Genomic DNA, 17,834 nt, shown 5'->3' on the forward strand with positions numbered 1-17,834 from the left:
CTATAACGTTACCTTGTCATTAATTAGAAGGAAAGCACTTAACGTCATTAAGCTGTAAAAGTTTATTAAATGCTTAAGACATTATTAACAGCTGTTTTAATATAAAAAACTCAGTTCTTGTGGGCTAAACATACTGGCATCTGGGCTATGGGATTGTTGGTAAATCAAACGGTAGCTCAGCACTGCCTGCACATACTCTCGTGTTTCTTTATATGGAATGGTTTCGATAAAGCTCATGACATCTAATTTTCCATCGGATTCTTTTAGCCAGCGTTTAACTCGATGAGGCCCTGCGTTATATGCTGCAGAGGCTAACACACGGTTATTATCGAATTGCTTTAATAGCTCTGCATAGTAAGCACTACCAAGTTGAATGTTGTACTCCACTTGGTACAAATCGGTTTTACGTTTGAATTTGAGCTTATTCTTACGCGCGGTTTCTTTGGCTGTCGCAGGCATTAATTGCATTAAACCACGGGCTCCAACACCGGATGTGGCATAAGGATAAAATGCGCTTTCACGTCTTGCGATTGCGCGCACTTCATCAATATTCACTTTGTACTTTTTACTGGCTTTTTCAAACTCTGTTTGCGCCGCTGGCGGAAAGCGTAGCTTTAAGCTATTCCATTGTTTAGCTTGAATACTGGCTTCAACGCTGTAATCAAACCAACCTTGTTTAAGCGCGTACAAACCGTATTCTGCGCGCATTGGATTAGATTGCCTACGAAGCATATGTACCCACTCATTGCGGGCATCTCGAGTTTTATCCATGGCAATTAATTCTACAATCCTTGCCATAGCGGGATCGTCATTTAATCTGGCGGCAAGCTGCGGTGATGACTGTAAATTATCGTCATTCATTGCTAACGGCGCTTTAATGGTTTGTGCAGTATGAAAGCCGTAAAAGTTACGAGCTTGGCTGAGTTGCGTTGAAATTTTTTTAGACTGAAGTTTGTCAGCTTCATTTGCCCCGTTTTCATCTAAATAGCGCCCTTGCCAATATTGCCAGCGTGAGTCGTCAATGACATCATCACTTAACAATGCAAGGTAGCGCTTTATGGATGCGGTATCTTGCTCGCTAATCGCCCAGCGCAGCCTGATTTGAAATAAGTCATCAGAATCTAAAATGGGTAAACTGGCATCGATATGTTCGAGTAAGTCAGCTTCTTTATAAATCAGTGCACGGCGAACAATATAGCGATTTAATTGCTGCCTTTTAATGGCATTGAATCGATTCGCTTTATCGTATTTTTTGTAAAGTTTAACCGCTTGCTTTAAGTCCTTACGGGCAAGCTTTCTCAGCCCTACGGTAACGATATCAGCCACCATTGGTGACTTAGAAGAAAATTTACGGGTATGACGTAAACTATTTGGATCGCGGTAAACGGATATAAGTAAATCAGCTTCAGCTTTATTTTTGGTGATTTTTCTTGCTAGATATTGAGTTAAGCCGTACTGACTTTCGTTAAAGCTTAATAGCATCCGTGACCAAATGAGCGCTTGGCTGCGTTTACCAGCTTTAGCCCACTCGCTGAACAATACGTCACATTCTTTTGGACGAGAGCGGCCGTATAGCCATAATCTTTGTGCGCCAGCAAAAGCGACTTTGTCGTTTCCTTGTGACAGTTGTGCTCTAAAATAATAACATTGCAGCGCAGTATCATTGGGCGAGTCTGGCGAGATAGTGAGAAAATTTTGCCATTGCTTTCTGTTTCCGGCATTTTTTAAATAGCGGTAGCGCAAGTTGTTATATAAGGGAGTTGCGTTAAATGCTTCAATGGCTTGGTGAGCTTGTTTGCCATTGAGTTTCAAAATGCTGGTAGATTTTTCATGGTAATCGAGATAAACGTTTAGCGGATACTCACCGAGTTTAGTACGTAATTGTTGATAGGTTTTCATTTGTTTTTTATCTAGCGCTTGACGGGCATCTAAATAAAGTTGCTGTTCAGCGCTGTAGTTTGCTTCTTTAGCACTGACGCAGTAGCTATAGCCCTGCAACAAAAGCAGGGCGGCAATGACAAATGAAAAATGCACCATGTTACGCATAATAATGAGACCTCCGCCTCAGTACGACTTCGTTGCGAAAACTAAATTTAGAGTTCAATAATTGATTGAACTGTTATTTAAACATGCTCTGTAGTGTTGTTATTGTATCTCGCGTTTTAACTCAGCAATTTACTTTTAAAAAACTCAACAATTTTGCTCAATCAAATAATAGTGCAAATAGTCGTTTGTGGTCTGTAAAATTTGCTTAAATCTTATATCTAGTTGCTTAATGTTTAGCTCTCTTTAGAGTCATCCAAAGCTTTATTAATTAGCTGTGGGTCTAGGTTCTTGCTGGTTTCAACCCCTAGTTTTTGCATGATATGAGCTTGTCTTATTAGGTTACCTTTTCCTTGTGACAATTTACTCATTGCTTGCTGATAAGTTTTATCCGCGGTTTCTAGGGCGCGGCCTAATTTATCCATATCTTCAACATAGCCACATAATTTGTCATAAATCTTAGCCGCTTGCGCGGCGATGCTTTGTGCATTTTGATTTTGATATTCGTATCGCCAAATATTATTTATTGTGCGCAGTGCAACTAATAAGTTTGTTGGGCTGACGAGCATAATATTATGATCTAATGCGAAGCTTACCAGCGAAGGATCAGATTCTAGTGCTAATAAAAAAGCTGGTTCAATGGGGATAAACATCAGCACATAATCAAGGCTCTTAAGGCCATGAAGCTTATGATAATCCTTCTGACTTAAGCCTTTAATATGTTGACGAATTGAGAGAGCTAACTCTTTAATTGCTTGTTGCTGAACGATTTCATCTTCGCTGTTAAAGAATCGCTCGTACGCCACCAGTGACATTTTTGCATCGATAACCACATCTTTTTGCTCAGGTAAGTGAACAATGACATCGGGTTTGAAGCGTTTACCTTGCTCATCTTTTAAATCTTGTTGGGTATCGTACTCATGACCTTCACGTAGACCACTTTCTTGTAATACTCGCTCTAGTATGACTTCGCCCCAATTACCTTGTTGCTTGTTATCACCTTTGAGCGCTTTGGTAAGGTTAATCGCATCTTGACTCATTTTAAGATTGAGGTCTTTTAAATGATCAAGTTGATGCTTAAGTGCACTACGTTCAGTTTGTTCCTGAGTATAGGATTCACGGATTTGCTGTCTGAACCCTTCAAGTTGCTGCTTTAGGGGACCAAGCACGCCATCAATTTGAGTGACGTTTTGTTGCTTAAAATTTTCGCTGCGCTCTTCAAAAATGCGGTTAGCCAGATTTTCAAATTGCAGTTTTAATCTTTCTTCTGCACTTTCTAGTAGGGCAATTTTGTCGTTTAGCGCCGCTTTTTCAGTGTTAGCTTGGGTTTGAATACTTTGTTGCATGGCATTGGATTTAGAGAGTGCCAACTGGGTTTCCATGAACTTACGCTGGCCATCAGCTAATGTTTGTTCAAGTTGCGGCACACGTTCTGCTTGTGCTTCTAATTTAGATAACTGAGCAATCAGTATTTCAGACCTTTCTCTTGCCTGTTGCAGCGCGTCTTCTTTTTCATCAATTTGTTGCTGTAATAGTTGCTGTTTAATCTCTAAATCTGCTTGAAGTTGGCTTGTTTCAGCGGCAATTTTATCCCGATGTTGTTCCCATCGCTGGCGGGTTAAACGTTGATTAAGTAGGGCGCCAATGAGTAAACCTAAAAAAGCGGCGGCAGATAATGCGATGATTTCGGCGATAGATAAAGAAGTGGGAAGCGTCATGATTTCGACCAACTGAAAATGATGCTTAAGATTCTCATGCCGTTAATGATGGCGCAAGGGAGTTGCAGGCTATTTCATACTTAAGCGCTTAATTAATAAACTCAAAAGGATAAATAATATAAACTTTTTGAAATTAATATTCGTATTAAACTGTCTTATAGTTTATCGAAGATAGTTAATCTGGTTCTAATTGAACGACAAGGGGTGATTTATGGTGTCAAAAAAAGGCTTTACGAAAGGAATTAGCAATACGCCTTCTTGGTCACTTAAAGAAAATGAAGTCACTCCAGAAAGCGTGTTTAGTGACAGACGTAATATTATTAAAGCACTGGGACTTGGCGCCTTGGGTGCAAGCTTACCTGGCCAAGTTCAAGCTGGGCTGTTTGATTTATTTGGCAGCGAAGATAAACCTCCTTTTGCCGTGCAGGGTCTTGATTACAGCAAGCCTAACCAGTTTCAAATAGTTGATCGTTTAACTCCAGAAGATAAAATAATTCGTCATAATAATTTTTATGAATTTGGCACCAGCAAACAAGATCCGTTTGAAAACGCCCAGCAGTTTCAAGTTAACCCCTGGGAACTAAGAATTGAAGGTTTAGTTGATAAACCTTTAACCTTAGATTTGAATGACTTAACCACTAAGTTCGATCTTGAAGAACGTATTTATCGATTGCGCTGTGTTGAAGCATGGTCGATGGTTGTGCCTTGGGTTGGTTTTTCATTAGCTGAGCTGTTAAAAATGGCTGGTGTGTCGAGTAAAGCCACTCATGTTGCTTTTGAAACCTTGTTTGATCCAGACCAAATGCCTGGGCAAAAGAATCGTTTAATGGGCGGCGGCATTCATTACCCCTATGTCGAAGGATTGACCATTAATGAGGCAATGAATGAATTACCATTTTTAGCAGTTGGCCTTTATGGTAAAACCTTACCACCTCAGAATGGGGCGCCAGTTAGACTGGTTTTACCGTGGAAATACGGTTTTAAAAGCATCAAGTCTGTAGTCAGAATCCGCGTGACGGACAAGCAACCGCCAACCAGTTGGAATCAATTAGCGCCACATGAATACGGTTTTTATGCCAATGTAAATCCACAGGTGGATCACCCAAGGTGGTCACAGGCATCAGAGCGCAGCATCGGTGAGGGCGGGTTATTTTCTGCAAAACGTATCCCGACACAAATGTTTAATGGCTATGGCGAACAAGTGGCAGATTTATATAAAAATTTAGATTTAAGGAAGTACTATTGAAGCGTCTGACACCTAGAGGTTTATTCTGGTTAAAAGGCTTATTACATTTAAGCTTTTTAACCCCAATAATTTACTTAGTCGTAATGGTGTTAACCGATAATGCCGGCGGCGATCCGGTGCAGTATATTATTCATTATACAGGCATGGGTGCGATTAACGCCTTAGTGGTAACACTGCTTATATCACCAATTGCTAAACGATTTAGGCAAGGGCTATTACTGCAAACAAGAAGGTTAGTAGGTTTATATGTATTTGCATACGCAAGTTTACATATCGCCGCATTTATTAGTTTGGATTTGCTGTTTGCTTGGGGCTTTCTATTTGAAGAGATAATTAAACGGCCGTATATTTTAGTTGGCGCTGCCTGCTTTATTATTGCTACCTTTTTAGCATTAACTTCTTTTCAGGCAATAAAACGTAAGATGGGTAAAGGTTGGCAGTCATTACATAATTGGGTTTATGTCATGGCATTGTTAGCGCCAATTCATTTTTATTGGTCGGTAAAGTCAGAAATTATTGAACCGAGCATTTATATTGGTGTGTTCGTTTTATTACTTTGGTACAGAAGAAAGACCATCAAGCAATGGTTGTTTAAATTAAAGTAGCTGTTAATTCTTGATAATAGAGTCATATGGAGTTCATTTTTACTTGCTCTGATACGTTAATTTATCTTTTGTTATCAATAAAGGCTTGGCTAAAGCGCTACTGTTTGCCGACTTTAAATTTGTGTCATAGTTTTGTTATTTTTACTTTTTCCTGCATTAATCTTCTTGTCCAAAACCGAAGGCCTTTGATATATTGCGCGGCGCTGGAATAACCAGTCTTATTTGGAAACGACAATGAAAACGACCGATTATCCCCCTAGTAGAAAGGGAGAAAAATAACCTACAGTCGTTCTGTCAATGAATGTCTAGCCCTGCAGTGGCTGAGATTGCATTTCACTAGTTAGTTTTTATTTTTCTCCCAATTCTCTACTTAATTTCACAATACTTTTGTATTTAGAAAATGATTAGCACACTTATTTGAAGGTGGCTGATGAATAAGACCTGCCGCTTTAAAAATGGTCGGTTAAGCTTTGCAAGATAGAGAGATATTCCATGAAGCTTATAAATAAAGCTTTAGCTTACGATTCAATTCTAGAAACGAATGAAGACACCAGCCCAACCTATATAGAATTTACTCACTACACTCAAAATGAACAAGTCGCATTATTAACCTCAATGCCTATTGAGGATGCAGTCAATATTCTTGGTGAGTGTTCAGTTATTCATGTCCAAAAGTTAATCGCTGAATTAGATATTATTGGTGAAGATGTTAGAGCGAGACATTATGCACATCAGCTAGGCATAATTCTTTCAGAAGTTGAGCCCCATAAAGGTTATTTAAATACCGGGGTGTTTGCACATGTGCAACAAAGAATAGGCTGGATTATTGGTCTGGCTTTGTTAGGCATTGTTTCAGGTTTAATTATTGCAAGTTATGAAGATACTCTCAGTCAATTAATGTTATTGGCTATTTATATGCCGGTGATAGCTGCCGCTGGCGGTAATACTGGAGCTCAGGCAGCAACTTTAGTGATTAGAGCTTTGGCCACTGGAGAGCTTAAGAAGCGCCAGTGGTTGTCAGTATTGTGGAAAGAAAGCAGAGTTGCGTTAGTCATTGGTTTGGTGATCGCACTGGTTATTGTGGCAAGGGTGATGCTTTTTAGTGATGGTATGTCTACTGGTGGCTTTGATTTAGAACTCATTGCCTGTGCGATAGCTGTTGCGTTGTTTATTCAAATAACAATATCAACCACTTTAGGCGGCGTATTACCTATTATTGCAAGGGCCTGTAAACTAGATCCTGCAGTACTTGTTAGTCCGTTACTCGCATCTATTGTTGATATATCAGGTTTGATGATTTACTTCAGTATTGTGAATGCTTTTCTAGGGATAAGTTGAGCAATGCTTAGAGTTTAACTCTTATGAAATAGCTACAAAAAAACCGAGTTAAACTCGGCTCTTTTGTATCTCATTTTGTTCACCATGATCTGATTATCTAAATAAGCAATTTTTATCTCTAGGTGGATGTATCAGGCCATTGATGCAGTAACTTGCGAATAAACTGAAGCTAATAACACTGCCCATGATTATTGCCAATAAGTACCACGGTTGATGCATTGTCATTCTGAGGTCAATATACTGGTATGTAGATATTCCCCAAACCATAACTGTCGCAACAACTAGCCCTAGCTGGATGATCCGAGTAATCAGGTTACTTTTAAGCAATAGTAGAAGGGGAAGCATCACGCAAGTTATCGCCAGTGGCATTTGGCCGAATCGTAAAAAGTGTGCACCTAAAAGTAAATAAGCCAAAGAAATTAGAATAATTCGCCACCACATTGCCACGTTCCTCACTAATCAGCTGTCATTCATGCATTTTGAATCCAGCAATATAGCTTATTAGAATGTGATTGTTCTATTACATCACTCACAGAAGTCTACATTCGAGCATTGTATTAAGTGACAGAGGTCAAAAATGGCAATATGTATTTGCGTTGGTTAGCTAATATTGAAATCGCTATTTGAATAGTAGAAGTCTCAAGGTAAAGTCGATTAGTAAATTTACAGAGTATTGGGCTATGCTGTTTTTTGGCTATAGAAGTTGCCGCAAGCTAAAAAAAGTTTAAATAATTGATAAGAATTGGTCGGGATAACAGGATTTGAACCTGTGATCTCTTGTCCCCCAGACAAGCGCCTTACCGGACTAGGCCATATCCCGATTAAAATCTTATGCTGCATAGACTATCAATAAGGTATTTTTCAGGCAATAGCTTTACTAAAAAACACCATCAATCGATTGTATTTTATACGTTTATGCAGTATTACTGATTATAAAGCCTTCTTCCTTCACGCATCACTTGAATCAGTTCTGGCGCACTTAATTTGTGTTTGAGCCTTTTTTGATAATCAATATCATAAATACGATATTTACCATGACGGTCCAGTACGGTTATTTCTTCACTTTGGTAAATAGCAAATGTGCGGCTGTCACCAATATAGACCCAGCTTTGCTCGCTCGGCTGCAATAAGCTGTAACCTGAGCTGTAATCTGTGATTGGATTGTCACAATGAAGTATGTGGCTCATCACAGTAGGTACAATGCCATAATGGCTTGTACGATAGGTCACATTATCTGCACCCGCTTTCGGCCAATGCATAACAAAAGGCACTTGAACGTTACCCGGTGAGAGGTTTTGATTAACTTCAGAAGTATTACTATTAAACACCTGACCATGGGTACCGGTAATCATCACAACGGTATCATCACTAAGTGCACTTACAATTTTCTGTAACTGCTGATCAATGAAGTAAAGTGACTGACGGTATTGATTATAAAGGACCCTTTGCGCAGGCTTTAAATCGATATGTGGCTTAACTGTTTCAATACCTAAAAAGCCAATTGGGGTATCGTAATGTTTCGGTGCAGATAGGTTAACCAGCGAGAACCAATGTGATTGTTGTTCTGCACTCCAGTCAACAAACTGTTGTACATTTTTCATGTCGGTTTGTGCGCTGCTTGTTTCACTATGATTGGTAAAAATAGTTAGGCCATCAAATATTGAACGCCCCTCGAACACACGTTGATTTTCTTCTGGCAGAAAAATAGCTTGTTGATAACCTGCTTTCGTCAATGCGTCAGTCATAATAGGCGCAGTGTGATAAAACTCTTTTCTATCACCATAGTTACCTTGTAAGCCATAAAATAAAGCAAACATGCCTGTTTTGAATTGGTTGCCGCCACTGTAATGCTCAGAAAACTGCTTATTGTCAGCTTGGTACTGAGTTAAAAAAGGCATGGTGAGTTCGTTGACCATATCTGCTCTTAAACCATCAACAGTGATGATAAGCACATTGGCTTGTTCTTGTAATTCAGCTGGCGCTTTGCATTCAAGTGGCGCAACTGGGTAACTTAGTTTTCTTGCTTTGGTTTGATAACTGTTGTCATCACTGTTTGTGCCTTCAATACCATGACTTTCCATGAAAGACCGGGCTGTTGCAGGGTAAGACAGCGGATAGGTATCATCAAAACGGGTAATTTGAGTAACATCAGATGCATCAGCCCAAATGTGAACCAAATGACTGCTGATAAAACAAATACCCACGAAAGCAATCGCTTTATTACCGAGCTGCTTCTTCTCTAATTTCTCTATTCTTTTCCAAATAAAGTTAGCTGCAGTTAGCTCGATTAAAATAATCGCTGTCGGTGTCGCTATGTAGGATGTGCTTTTAAGAAGGGCATTAAGATCTGTCCAAGCAAGGTCAAACGCAAATGGACTTAAGTGAATACCGTAATCATCATAAACAATGGTGTCATACAGTAAGATACATAGACCTAACGTGGCCACTAGCGCTGCATAGCCACGCAATATTTTTGAGTAGGGCAGCAGCAGTGTGACAGGAAAAAGAAATACGACGTAAACAATAAAGGCTAAAAAACTGAAGTGACCAATCGTGCTGATTGCAAGGTAGCCCCAGCCAATAATGGTTTCAGGGTAACCGACACTGCTTAAATAGCGAGCGCCTACTATCATGGCTAAAAAACCATTAAAGAAGGCAAACCAGTGGCCCCAGTTAACAAGACGCGACACTTTGTCACGAGTCATTTGTTTTTTGCGCTCAACCATGCGGTATCGTTTTCCTAATCCTATCTGGAATCAAAATAATTGTGTCAAAAGTAAAATATAAAAATAGCATACCTTTGAACAATTTAAATGACTTTAGTACGTCTTAGTCAGCTTTTACTGATTGTGCTAACGCTTTTGCGAATTGTTCAGCAACAGCTTGACGAGATTCACTCGGTACTTTGTTTTCAAGTAAGTGTGATACACAGTTGCCTAATACCATCAGGCTTAAATCAGTTGGTGCCTGATGCTTGTTTAGTACTGCTAAAAGCTCAGTTATTAATGCTTCAACTTGAGTGTTGGTATATTTAGATTGGATAGCCATAATCAGAAAAGTTCAAAAAGTAATGAATTAGCCGGCTATTATATCGGATTTAATGCGTGGTTGCTGCAAGTTTCTAAAGACTAAAAATACAACAATATTTAGCTGTTTATCCTGATTTTATGCCACATTCTTCTCTGAAGGTTCAGCTGACAATTCTCAAGTTTATTTGATTTGTTATTGCACGTTTTCGATAAGATTTTTTGAGACTTTTTAACTCGGTCTGTTATGATATCGAACGCTATTTCGCTTTCATCAATAGAGATCAGTTAGGGCTTATGAGCATCAATATCGAACAAGCAATTATCCACGAAATTTCCCAAGACAGTCAGGGACAGTTAAGTTGTCGTCTTAGACCCCAGCCGCTATTAAACAGCAATGCAGTAGAGTCTATGTTGGAAGAATTACACCAAACTTATACTGGAAAAGCGGGTAAAGGTTTTGGCTTTTTTGGGACTCATGGGGAAGATGGCGAAGCAAACCCTGCTTTTTCTAACGCATTAAATGAATATCGTAGTGGCGAGTTAGGTTTTGTTGAGTTCAGTAGTGCTGCCAGTAAGTTGCTACAAGAAGAACTCGCTAAATACGACTTCAGCCAAGGCGGATTTTTATTGATGTCTTGTTATACCAGCATGACAAGTGATTATTTATTTGTGGCTTTGCTGAATGCTAAACCGTCAATGACGGTACTTGATGACATGGAGCTATCGCAGAATAATCATTTGGACTTAACCAATGTTCAATTAGCAGCTCGTATCGACTTAACAGAGTGGCAAGCTGATAAAGAATCTCGCAAATATATCTCGTTTGTTAGAGGTCGTGCTGGACGCAAGGTAGCCGATTTCTTTTTAGACTTTATGGGTTGCGTAGAAGGCGTGAATACCAAAGCGCAAAACAAAACCTTAATGCACGCTGTAGAAGACTTTGTTGCTAGCAGCGAGTTGACTAAAGATGAGCGTCAGCAGTGCCGTGACAAAGTATTTGATTACTGTAGTGAACGTGCTGATGAAGGCGCAGATATTGAAGTGAAAGATTTGGCTGACGAATTAGCTGACTCTGGCATGGACTCATTTTATGATTTTGCGTGTGGTGGCACTTACGAGCTAGATGAAGAGTTTCCTGCTGATAAAGCTAGTTTACGCACATTGAAGAAGTTTTCGGGCACGGGTGGCGGAGTAACATTGAGTTTTGATGGTGGTCACTTAGGTGAGCGCGTTATCTACGATCCTATTTCTGACACCTTATTAATTAAAGGTGTACCAGCTAACTTAAAAGATCAATTAGACCGACGTCTGAAAGGTGAATAAAGCGGCATATTTCAATTAAAGCGTCCGTTTGGGCGCTTTTTTTTGCATTTATTATATGTATTAAACGTTTTGGGCACATTTGTGAGCTTATTTGCTCGTAATTACATTTAAACATTTTATTATCAAATTATTTTAGTACACTAGCCCCAAAATTTATGCCAGTTGTATAAAGTTAATTGAAGGTGGACACCTTAAAGTGACCACTCTGGGGGAATCATGATTACTGCCTATGTTTATCACAATCGCAAGTTAACTGTTCATGAACTGAATGTTCAAGACAGTATACCCGAACAAACATTATGGTTAGACATGTTCAAACCCAATGACGATGAGCGTGAGTGGTTAAGTCGGTTTTCGGTAGAGGAAGTACCCGAAGAGGAAGACATTAATGAAATTGAAGCTTCAGCACGTTTTTTTCAGAGCAAAGATGGGTTGCACATTAACTCTCTTTTCCCGCAACGTGTTGGCTCTGATGTTCGTGCGATTAACGTCTCGTTCAACTTGCGAAAAGATTTTTTACTGACGATTCGCGAAGATGACGTGGGCTTGATCCGTTTGCTGCGTAACTATTTACGTTTAGGACGATTAGATGCAACAACACCACAAGGACTGATGTTAGAGCTATTTCATCTTAAAGTAGATTACCTTTCTGATTTAATTGAAGATGTGTATTCAGTTCTCGATGATGTTAGCCAGAAAGTGTTTGATGATGAAGAGCTCGATGAAGTCTTTAAAATGATCACGCTGCAAGAAGACTCAAATGGCAAAATTCGTTTAAGTTTGCTCGATACACAACGTTCATTGCGTTACATTCAACGTTATTATCGTGATCATTTATCTGAAGAGAACATTAAAGACTTACGTGAAATGCTATCGGATATTGAATCGTTAATGCCACATAGCCAATTTATTTTCGATAAATTAAATTTCTTATTGGATGCCGCGATGGGCTTCAGTGGCATCCAGCAAACAAAAATCATTAAAATCTTCTCGGTTGCTGCCGTGGTATTTTTACCACCAACAGTTATCGCCAGTAGTTACGGGATGAACTTTGCCAATATGCCAGAATTAGATTGGCGTTTTGGTTATCCAATGGCGATTGGTTTGATGCTTGCCAGTGCCGGTGGCACCTACTTATTCTTCAAGCGGAAAGGTTGGTTATAATCGTTTTAGATAAACGTTATTTAATTAAGCGTAACCATGTTTACAAAAACCATTAATAACTCTGTTATTAATGGTTTTTACATTAGGGCATGTTGAACTTTATTGGTTAAGTTTTGTACGAGATAAAAGCGTTTTAATTGAGGTGAGAGGGTTACCTCCAAGTAATCTAAGCTAAATTCGCTCAACAGTAAGTAAAGCGCTTTTAGTTTACCCCCTTCACTCCAACAACGCCCTCTAAAAATAAACAGGCCTAATGAATTAATGTTTTGGCTAAGACTACTAAGCTTGTCCAACGCCGTAGCTAATGCGTTCCCTTGGGTTTAAATATTTAAAAATATTGTCAGGCAAAGCTGATGTGGGTAAGCAACGCACGATACTGATTTCTTCTCGTTCTAAATCTATAATTGGCGCTTGGTCTTTAGGGACTAAAGGGTCATAAAGCATGATCTGTGGGAACAATATCTTGTTTAGGTTAACTGACATGACCAAGCCAAACTGTCCACTGGACAATTCAATGACACTACCAGGGGGGTAAATACCAATAGTTTTAATTAATTTCCCAACGTATTCGGTGTTAAGTTTGTGCTTATAATTTTTGTAAATTATACCCAGTGAAGCGTAGGGTGTTTTGGCTTTGGAAATTTTAGTACCATTACACAAATCATCGTATTCATTTACCATAGTTATTAACTGACTGAATTTATCTAATTCATCTGCTTTTAAACCTTTTGGGTAACCTGAGCCATCAAGGAATTCGTGATGATTAGCAATCATAGGTTTTGCTTGCTCCGGAAATGTATCTGCTAATTTCAGGAAATTAAGACTCATCAGCGGGTGCTGCTTAATTAAGTTTTGTTCAGGCTTGGTAAGCGGGACTTGTTTTTTTAAGATATTGCTTGGAATTTTAAGTTTTCCGACATCATGAAATAATGCACCTAATCCAACTAGCTCAATATCTTCTCGGCTCCATTCAAGGCTTTTAGCTAGCATCATACACATCACTGATACATTCATTGAGTGATGATAAATGAGATCGTCAGGTTTTGCGTCGCTCATTAGATGCAGTACTAAATCATCTGAATTTAGCAACATACTCGTCATGGTACTAATCATATCTTTAGCATCATTAACGGAGTTAAGTGGCCGACTTCCTAACTTAGATACTGTTGAGCGCATCATTGCTAAAGACCGTTCAAATTGTTGTTCAGTTTTCTTGATGCTTCGGCGCAGTTTATTCTGGTACTCGATTTGATCCTGTTTGTATTGATCCATTTCGAGTTTTAATTTATCTAGGCCTTCATCTTGAACGAGTACTGATTTCTGCGTGATATGTGCTTTATCTATTAATGGGCTATCACTACGTTCTTTGTCGAAATAAACGTGCTCAATGCCGAGGCTTTTGATTAATTCTATTTGAGACTCTGTTTTTACTTTAAAGCTACTAAACAGAAATGGGTGATCTTTCCACGAGACAGGTAAGCGAATAAAGTTACCCACTTGAATTTGATTTATTGATACTTTTACAGATTTTTTCATAGGTTAAAGCAAATACCTAAAGCATTTTTTATTATTTGAATAGCAAGTGATAAGCGAGTATTTTTGCCAATTTATCAATTCCATGGCAGCATATTATCACTACATTATTAAAAAGTGCTGATTTAATATGGATTTTATTGAAGTCATCCCGAATGCATTACCTGATGATTTGTGTGAGAGGCTAATAATGGCTTTCGAGAAACATGAAGGCGTTATGGAAGGAAAAACAGGCCAAGGCGTAGATAGGACGAAAAAGAGAAGCTTTGATTTAACCTTGGATAATCATGAAGATATGATTTCGCTTAAGAATGAGCTATTACAGAATACATTAAAGCACACCGCAAGTTATTTCAAAAAATATCCCATGGCATTAATGGGAGCGGTTTCAGTTTCAGTAGCCGATGAGCAAGGTAAACCAGTCACCCTCAATCCTGATAATTTTTCTTCTCTTGGTGAGCCAAGAGCTGAAGCATTAACTAAGTATTTGTATCGTAGCGGCGTGGTGAATCTTCAGAAGTATATTCAAGATGTTGGCGGATATCCTCACTGGCATTCAGAACATTTCCCTCAAACAGGCTCTCATGAAGCGCTGCATCGAGTGCTGTTATATATGTTTTATCTGAATGATGTACAAGAAGGTGGAGAGACAGAATTCTATTATCAAAATAAATCAGTTTCTCCAAAAAAAGGCACTATGGTCATAGCGCCGGCAGGCTTTACTCATACCCATAAAGGCAATACACCGATTAGTGGTGATAAGTACATTGCTACGTCATGGATTATGTTTAACAAGGCTGAAAACTTATATGCGCCAATTAGATAAAATCGAGGCATTTCGCCCCGTTTTATTACTTGCTATTGGTGCTAATTATTTAGTGAAGTTAAATTGTTAGTACATATTTAGTCATTTAGTTCGTGATTTAAACAATGATTATTGAGGCGGAATTTTGATAGTAAATTTTGCGCCTTGTAAATGGCTTTCTGTAATAGAAAGTAGTCCATGGTAGCTGCTGACAATTTCGTTACACACTGCAAGTCCAATCCCTTGTCCTGGTGATTGGGTATCAGCGCGCACGCCGCGCTGAATGATGCGCTCTTTTAAAGCATCTTCAACACCCGGGCCATCATCTTCAACAATGAGTACTGCATTGCCGTCTTGATCAATACTGGCAGTAACGATGACTTCGCTAATTGATAGCCTAAACCCGTTTTCCATCAAGTTGCCACAAAGCTCCATTAAGTCGCCTTTATTAATCGGGAAGCTCACTTCTGGCTCAACATTAACGGTAAATTTTATATCTTTTTCACGGTAAATTTTAAACAGCATTTGCGATAATTGATCAATCATAGGTTTTACAGGTGTTTGTTCTTGTACTAAACCTTGTCTGCCGACTAAAGCGCGTTTTAATTGATATTTAACCAGCTGATCCATCTGACCCACTTGCTGCATAATTTTCTCGCTCGCATCGGTTTTAGTCAGTGAGTTGTCGTCAGTAATAGCGTGTACTGCAGCTAATCGTGTTTTGAGGCTATGCGCTAAATCATTCATCGCATTTTGATAGCGTTCTTGCTGATCACTAGATTGCGACAATAATTGGTTTAATGCTTGAGTGACACCTTCAAGTTCATGAGGATAACCGTCCGAAAGCGCCTTTTTTTTACCATCTCCAATCGCCTGCAATTCGCTTTTCAATCTTGCCATCGGGCGCATTCCCCAGTATGCCGCACTGACAAGTAATACTACTGCGAGAAGCATAACCACAGCGAGACGCAGATAAGTAAGTTTTTTGAAGCGAATAAATTCTCCCTCAACAGAATTAGCATCTTTGAGGACTACCATGTTGTACTGAGTTTGATTAAGTTCAACTGGCAGCATATAAGCAAAGTAGGACTTTTCATCTGACATCGTGAGGTAATATGGCGGGTTTGTGTCTGCTATTGATTCAAAGCGCTGACAAATGTTATCCAAACCGCTGTCTATGGCTAATGTAGAAATCCACACTTCATCAAAGGTCTGGGTACAACTCGCCATCATATAGCGTTTTTGTTTGTTATTTTCTTTAAGCCAACCATTGTCTGCTGGGATGAGATCGTATTCTCTTAGTTCGGCAGCGATTTGTGGCATTTCTGCGATGAGCTGCGAAGTTTCCTTATTATAACTATTCTGGGCATGAAGGATGGTCACTGACCAAGCAAGCCCAAACCCCACCAATGCAATGATAGAAAGTGAGGTAATGAACATCCGTGTTAACAGACGCTTTTTGAGCTTAAATCTTAACTGCATGGGAGATTAAATTTATATCCTTGGCCGCGAATAGTGGCGATAGGGTTTTCAATCCCACCTTTGCTGAGTTTCTTACGAATACGGCTGACCATAACCTCAATGGTATTCGGATCGCCTTCTTTATCTCCATAAACTACGTCCAGTAAACGTTGTTTAGCAACGACTTCGTGGCAATGACGCATCAAATATTCCAAAATGAGATATTCAAAAGCAGTCACTTCCATGTTCTCATCATTTAGGCTCACTTGTTTGGCTGCTAAATCCAGTTGCAGTGTGCCACTACTGATGGTGGGTTTTACAAAGCCTGCGCTTCGCCTTACTAATGCATCTAATCTTGCTACTAGCTCTTCTTTTTGAAAAGGTTTCACTAAGTAATCATCGGCTCCAGCATTTAAGCCTTCTACTTTATCTTGCCAATTTACCCGGGCGGTTAAAATTAAAATCGGCGCTTTGACGCCAGCATTACGTATGTCTGAGATGAGGCTCATACCGTCTTTATCGGGTAAGCCTAGATCGACTATAGCGATATCAATAGGGTAGTTCGTAGCCTGATAAAACCCTTCTTTTGCTGTTAAGGCAACCTGAACTTGATTACCTAAATCAGATAATTGCACATTCAAGTGATGGGATAAGATAGGGTCGTCTTCTATTACCAAAATTCTCATAAAATACTCTTTGGTGTTATCGCTATAAAATTAGAAATATGATTTTAAAGCTTATTAAATATTGTCTAGTTAACTTTTCTAACTCACCAGTTAACTACCTGCTATAGGTAGATAATAAAGTAATAATGCTTAACCTTAACTGACTGTAATAGTAATTGACTTATGAGACAAGCAGTTGCTGTATCAGACTTAGTAATATGGTGAGTGCCACCCCGATGAATATCACTCCTGTTATTGCATCGATGATATTGCTTCCTTTACTCATTTTATTTTGTATTGCTGGTTTAGTCAGTATTAAGGCTAAAAAGCAAAACCAAATTAGCGATAAAATAAACAATAAGCTGGCCGAAGCTATTTTGGTTGATGCAGTAACTTCAGGTGTCACCAGTACTGTGAATATAGTAATAAAGAAAATCAGCGCTTTAGGATTGAGTAAATTAGTATATAAACCGATTTTAAAGCCTTTAGCAGGCGTTATAGCATCGAAACTAATATTAGCTTTAGCAGAAGGTGTTTGCAGTACTTCAGAAGGCTCCGATTTATTTTGAAAAGATTTTACTGCAGAGGCTAAGGCCCCAAATCCCATCCACGCAAGGTAACTCACCCCAATAATTTGTACCGTAAAGTATGCCAGCTCAGATTGCTTTATCATAATGCTGATACCCAAAAGCGACAGTAAACTGTGGATTAATATAGCGGCGCTAATGCCCGCAGCGCACATCAACGCAGTCTGGCGACTTTGCTGGGTAGATGTTTTTACAATAATGGCAAAATCTGGGCCTGGACTTATAAGTGCCAAGCAATGTATTACGGCGAGTGTTGAAAGTAAGGTAAAGTCCATTTTAATTCCGAAGTGTTAGGTTATAAAAATACTGAAATAAGA

The 17,834-nt window shown here is 39.1% G+C and carries 14 protein-coding genes and 1 tRNA gene; 6 read left to right on the top strand and 9 right to left on the bottom strand.

Annotated features, from left to right (window positions below; genetic code table 11):
- Positions 1 to 96 precede the first annotated feature (96 nt).
- Positions 97 to 2,046: a transglycosylase SLT domain-containing protein gene (locus K5Q58_RS15795; protein WP_220754868.1), complete on the bottom strand. Its 1,950-nt coding sequence runs from the start codon at positions 2,044 to 2,046 to the stop codon at positions 97 to 99.
- 233 nt (positions 2,047 to 2,279) lie between these two features.
- Positions 2,280 to 3,761: a DNA recombination protein RmuC gene (rmuC, locus tag K5Q58_RS15800; RefSeq protein WP_220754869.1), complete on the bottom strand. Its 1,482-nt coding sequence runs from the start codon at positions 3,759 to 3,761 to the stop codon at positions 2,280 to 2,282.
- 211 nt (positions 3,762 to 3,972) lie between these two features.
- On the opposite strand from rmuC, the gene msrP reads away from it, so the two are divergent.
- The 3 genes from msrP (at position 3,973) to K5Q58_RS15815 (ending at position 6,950) form a co-directional block, all read left to right on the top strand.
- Positions 3,973 to 5,007 (top strand): protein-methionine-sulfoxide reductase catalytic subunit MsrP, encoded by a 1,035-nt coding sequence (gene msrP / locus K5Q58_RS15805; protein ID WP_220754870.1) that lies wholly within the window; start codon positions 3,973 to 3,975, stop codon positions 5,005 to 5,007.
- Positions 5,004 to 5,612, top strand: a complete 609-nt coding sequence (msrQ, locus tag K5Q58_RS15810; RefSeq protein ID WP_220754871.1) for a protein-methionine-sulfoxide reductase heme-binding subunit MsrQ — start codon at positions 5,004 to 5,006, stop codon at positions 5,610 to 5,612. Before msrP ends, msrQ begins: the two co-directional genes overlap by 4 nt.
- A gap of 492 nt (positions 5,613 to 6,104) precedes the next feature.
- Positions 6,105 to 6,950 carry a magnesium transporter gene (locus tag K5Q58_RS15815; protein ID WP_220754872.1) on the top strand — a complete coding sequence of 282 codons (846 nt, stop codon included), beginning with the start codon at positions 6,105 to 6,107 and terminating at the stop codon, positions 6,948 to 6,950.
- Between the two features lie 743 nt (positions 6,951 to 7,693).
- Here the strand turns inward: K5Q58_RS15815 and K5Q58_RS15820 are convergent.
- From K5Q58_RS15820 to K5Q58_RS15830, 3 genes are all read right to left on the bottom strand, one after another.
- Positions 7,694 to 7,770 (bottom strand) — tRNA-Pro (locus K5Q58_RS15820).
- A 103-nt stretch (positions 7,771 to 7,873) separates the two neighbouring features.
- On the bottom strand, positions 7,874 to 9,676 hold the full coding sequence (locus tag K5Q58_RS15825; protein ID WP_220754873.1) for a DUF3413 domain-containing protein: 1,803 nt from the start codon (positions 9,674 to 9,676) through the stop codon (positions 7,874 to 7,876).
- Between the two features lie 103 nt (positions 9,677 to 9,779).
- Positions 9,780 to 9,998, bottom strand: a complete 219-nt coding sequence (locus K5Q58_RS15830) for a YejL family protein (protein WP_102528342.1) — start codon at positions 9,996 to 9,998, stop codon at positions 9,780 to 9,782.
- 275 nt (positions 9,999 to 10,273) lie between these two features.
- Here K5Q58_RS15830 and yejK point away from each other — a divergent pair, with 275 nt between their 5' ends.
- Complete coding sequence (gene yejK / locus K5Q58_RS15835) at positions 10,274 to 11,302, top strand: nucleoid-associated protein YejK (protein WP_102528343.1); 1,029 nt, start codon at positions 10,274 to 10,276, stop codon at positions 11,300 to 11,302.
- Positions 11,303 to 11,518: 216 nt separating this feature from the next.
- The gene (gene corA / locus K5Q58_RS15840) at positions 11,519 to 12,466 is read left to right on the top strand and encodes a magnesium/cobalt transporter CorA (RefSeq protein ID WP_220754874.1); all 948 of its coding nucleotides are present in this window, start codon (positions 11,519 to 11,521) and stop codon (positions 12,464 to 12,466) included.
- A 279-nt stretch (positions 12,467 to 12,745) separates the two neighbouring features.
- Here the strand turns inward: corA and K5Q58_RS15845 are convergent, their stop codons facing one another.
- Complete coding sequence (locus K5Q58_RS15845; RefSeq protein WP_220754875.1) at positions 12,746 to 14,002, bottom strand: DUF3391 domain-containing protein; 1,257 nt, start codon at positions 14,000 to 14,002, stop codon at positions 12,746 to 12,748.
- A gap of 127 nt (positions 14,003 to 14,129) precedes the next feature.
- On the opposite strand from K5Q58_RS15845, the gene K5Q58_RS15850 reads away from it, so the two are divergent.
- Positions 14,130 to 14,825, top strand: coding sequence for a 2OG-Fe(II) oxygenase (locus tag K5Q58_RS15850; RefSeq protein ID WP_220754876.1), 696 nt, complete (start codon positions 14,130 to 14,132; stop codon positions 14,823 to 14,825).
- Positions 14,826 to 14,933: 108 nt separating this feature from the next.
- Here the strand turns inward: K5Q58_RS15850 and K5Q58_RS15855 are convergent, their stop codons facing one another.
- The 3 genes from K5Q58_RS15855 to K5Q58_RS15865 form a co-directional block, all read right to left on the bottom strand.
- Entirely contained in the window at positions 14,934 to 16,286 is a 1,353-nt protein-coding gene (locus K5Q58_RS15855; RefSeq protein WP_220754877.1) for an ATP-binding protein, read from the bottom strand.
- A complete protein-coding gene (locus tag K5Q58_RS15860; protein WP_220754878.1) occupies positions 16,277 to 16,951 on the bottom strand; it encodes a response regulator in 675 nt (224 codons plus the stop codon). The genes K5Q58_RS15855 and K5Q58_RS15860 overlap by 10 nt, the downstream gene beginning before the upstream one ends.
- Before the next feature lie 160 nt (positions 16,952 to 17,111).
- Positions 17,112 to 17,792 carry a LysE family transporter gene (locus K5Q58_RS15865; RefSeq protein WP_220754879.1) on the bottom strand — a complete coding sequence of 227 codons (681 nt, stop codon included), beginning with the start codon at positions 17,790 to 17,792 and terminating at the stop codon, positions 17,112 to 17,114.
- Positions 17,793 to 17,834 lie beyond the last annotated feature (42 nt).

The organism is Shewanella sp. KT0246 (assembly GCF_019654955.1).
GTDB lineage: Bacteria > Pseudomonadota > Gammaproteobacteria > Enterobacterales > Shewanellaceae > Shewanella > Shewanella goraebulensis.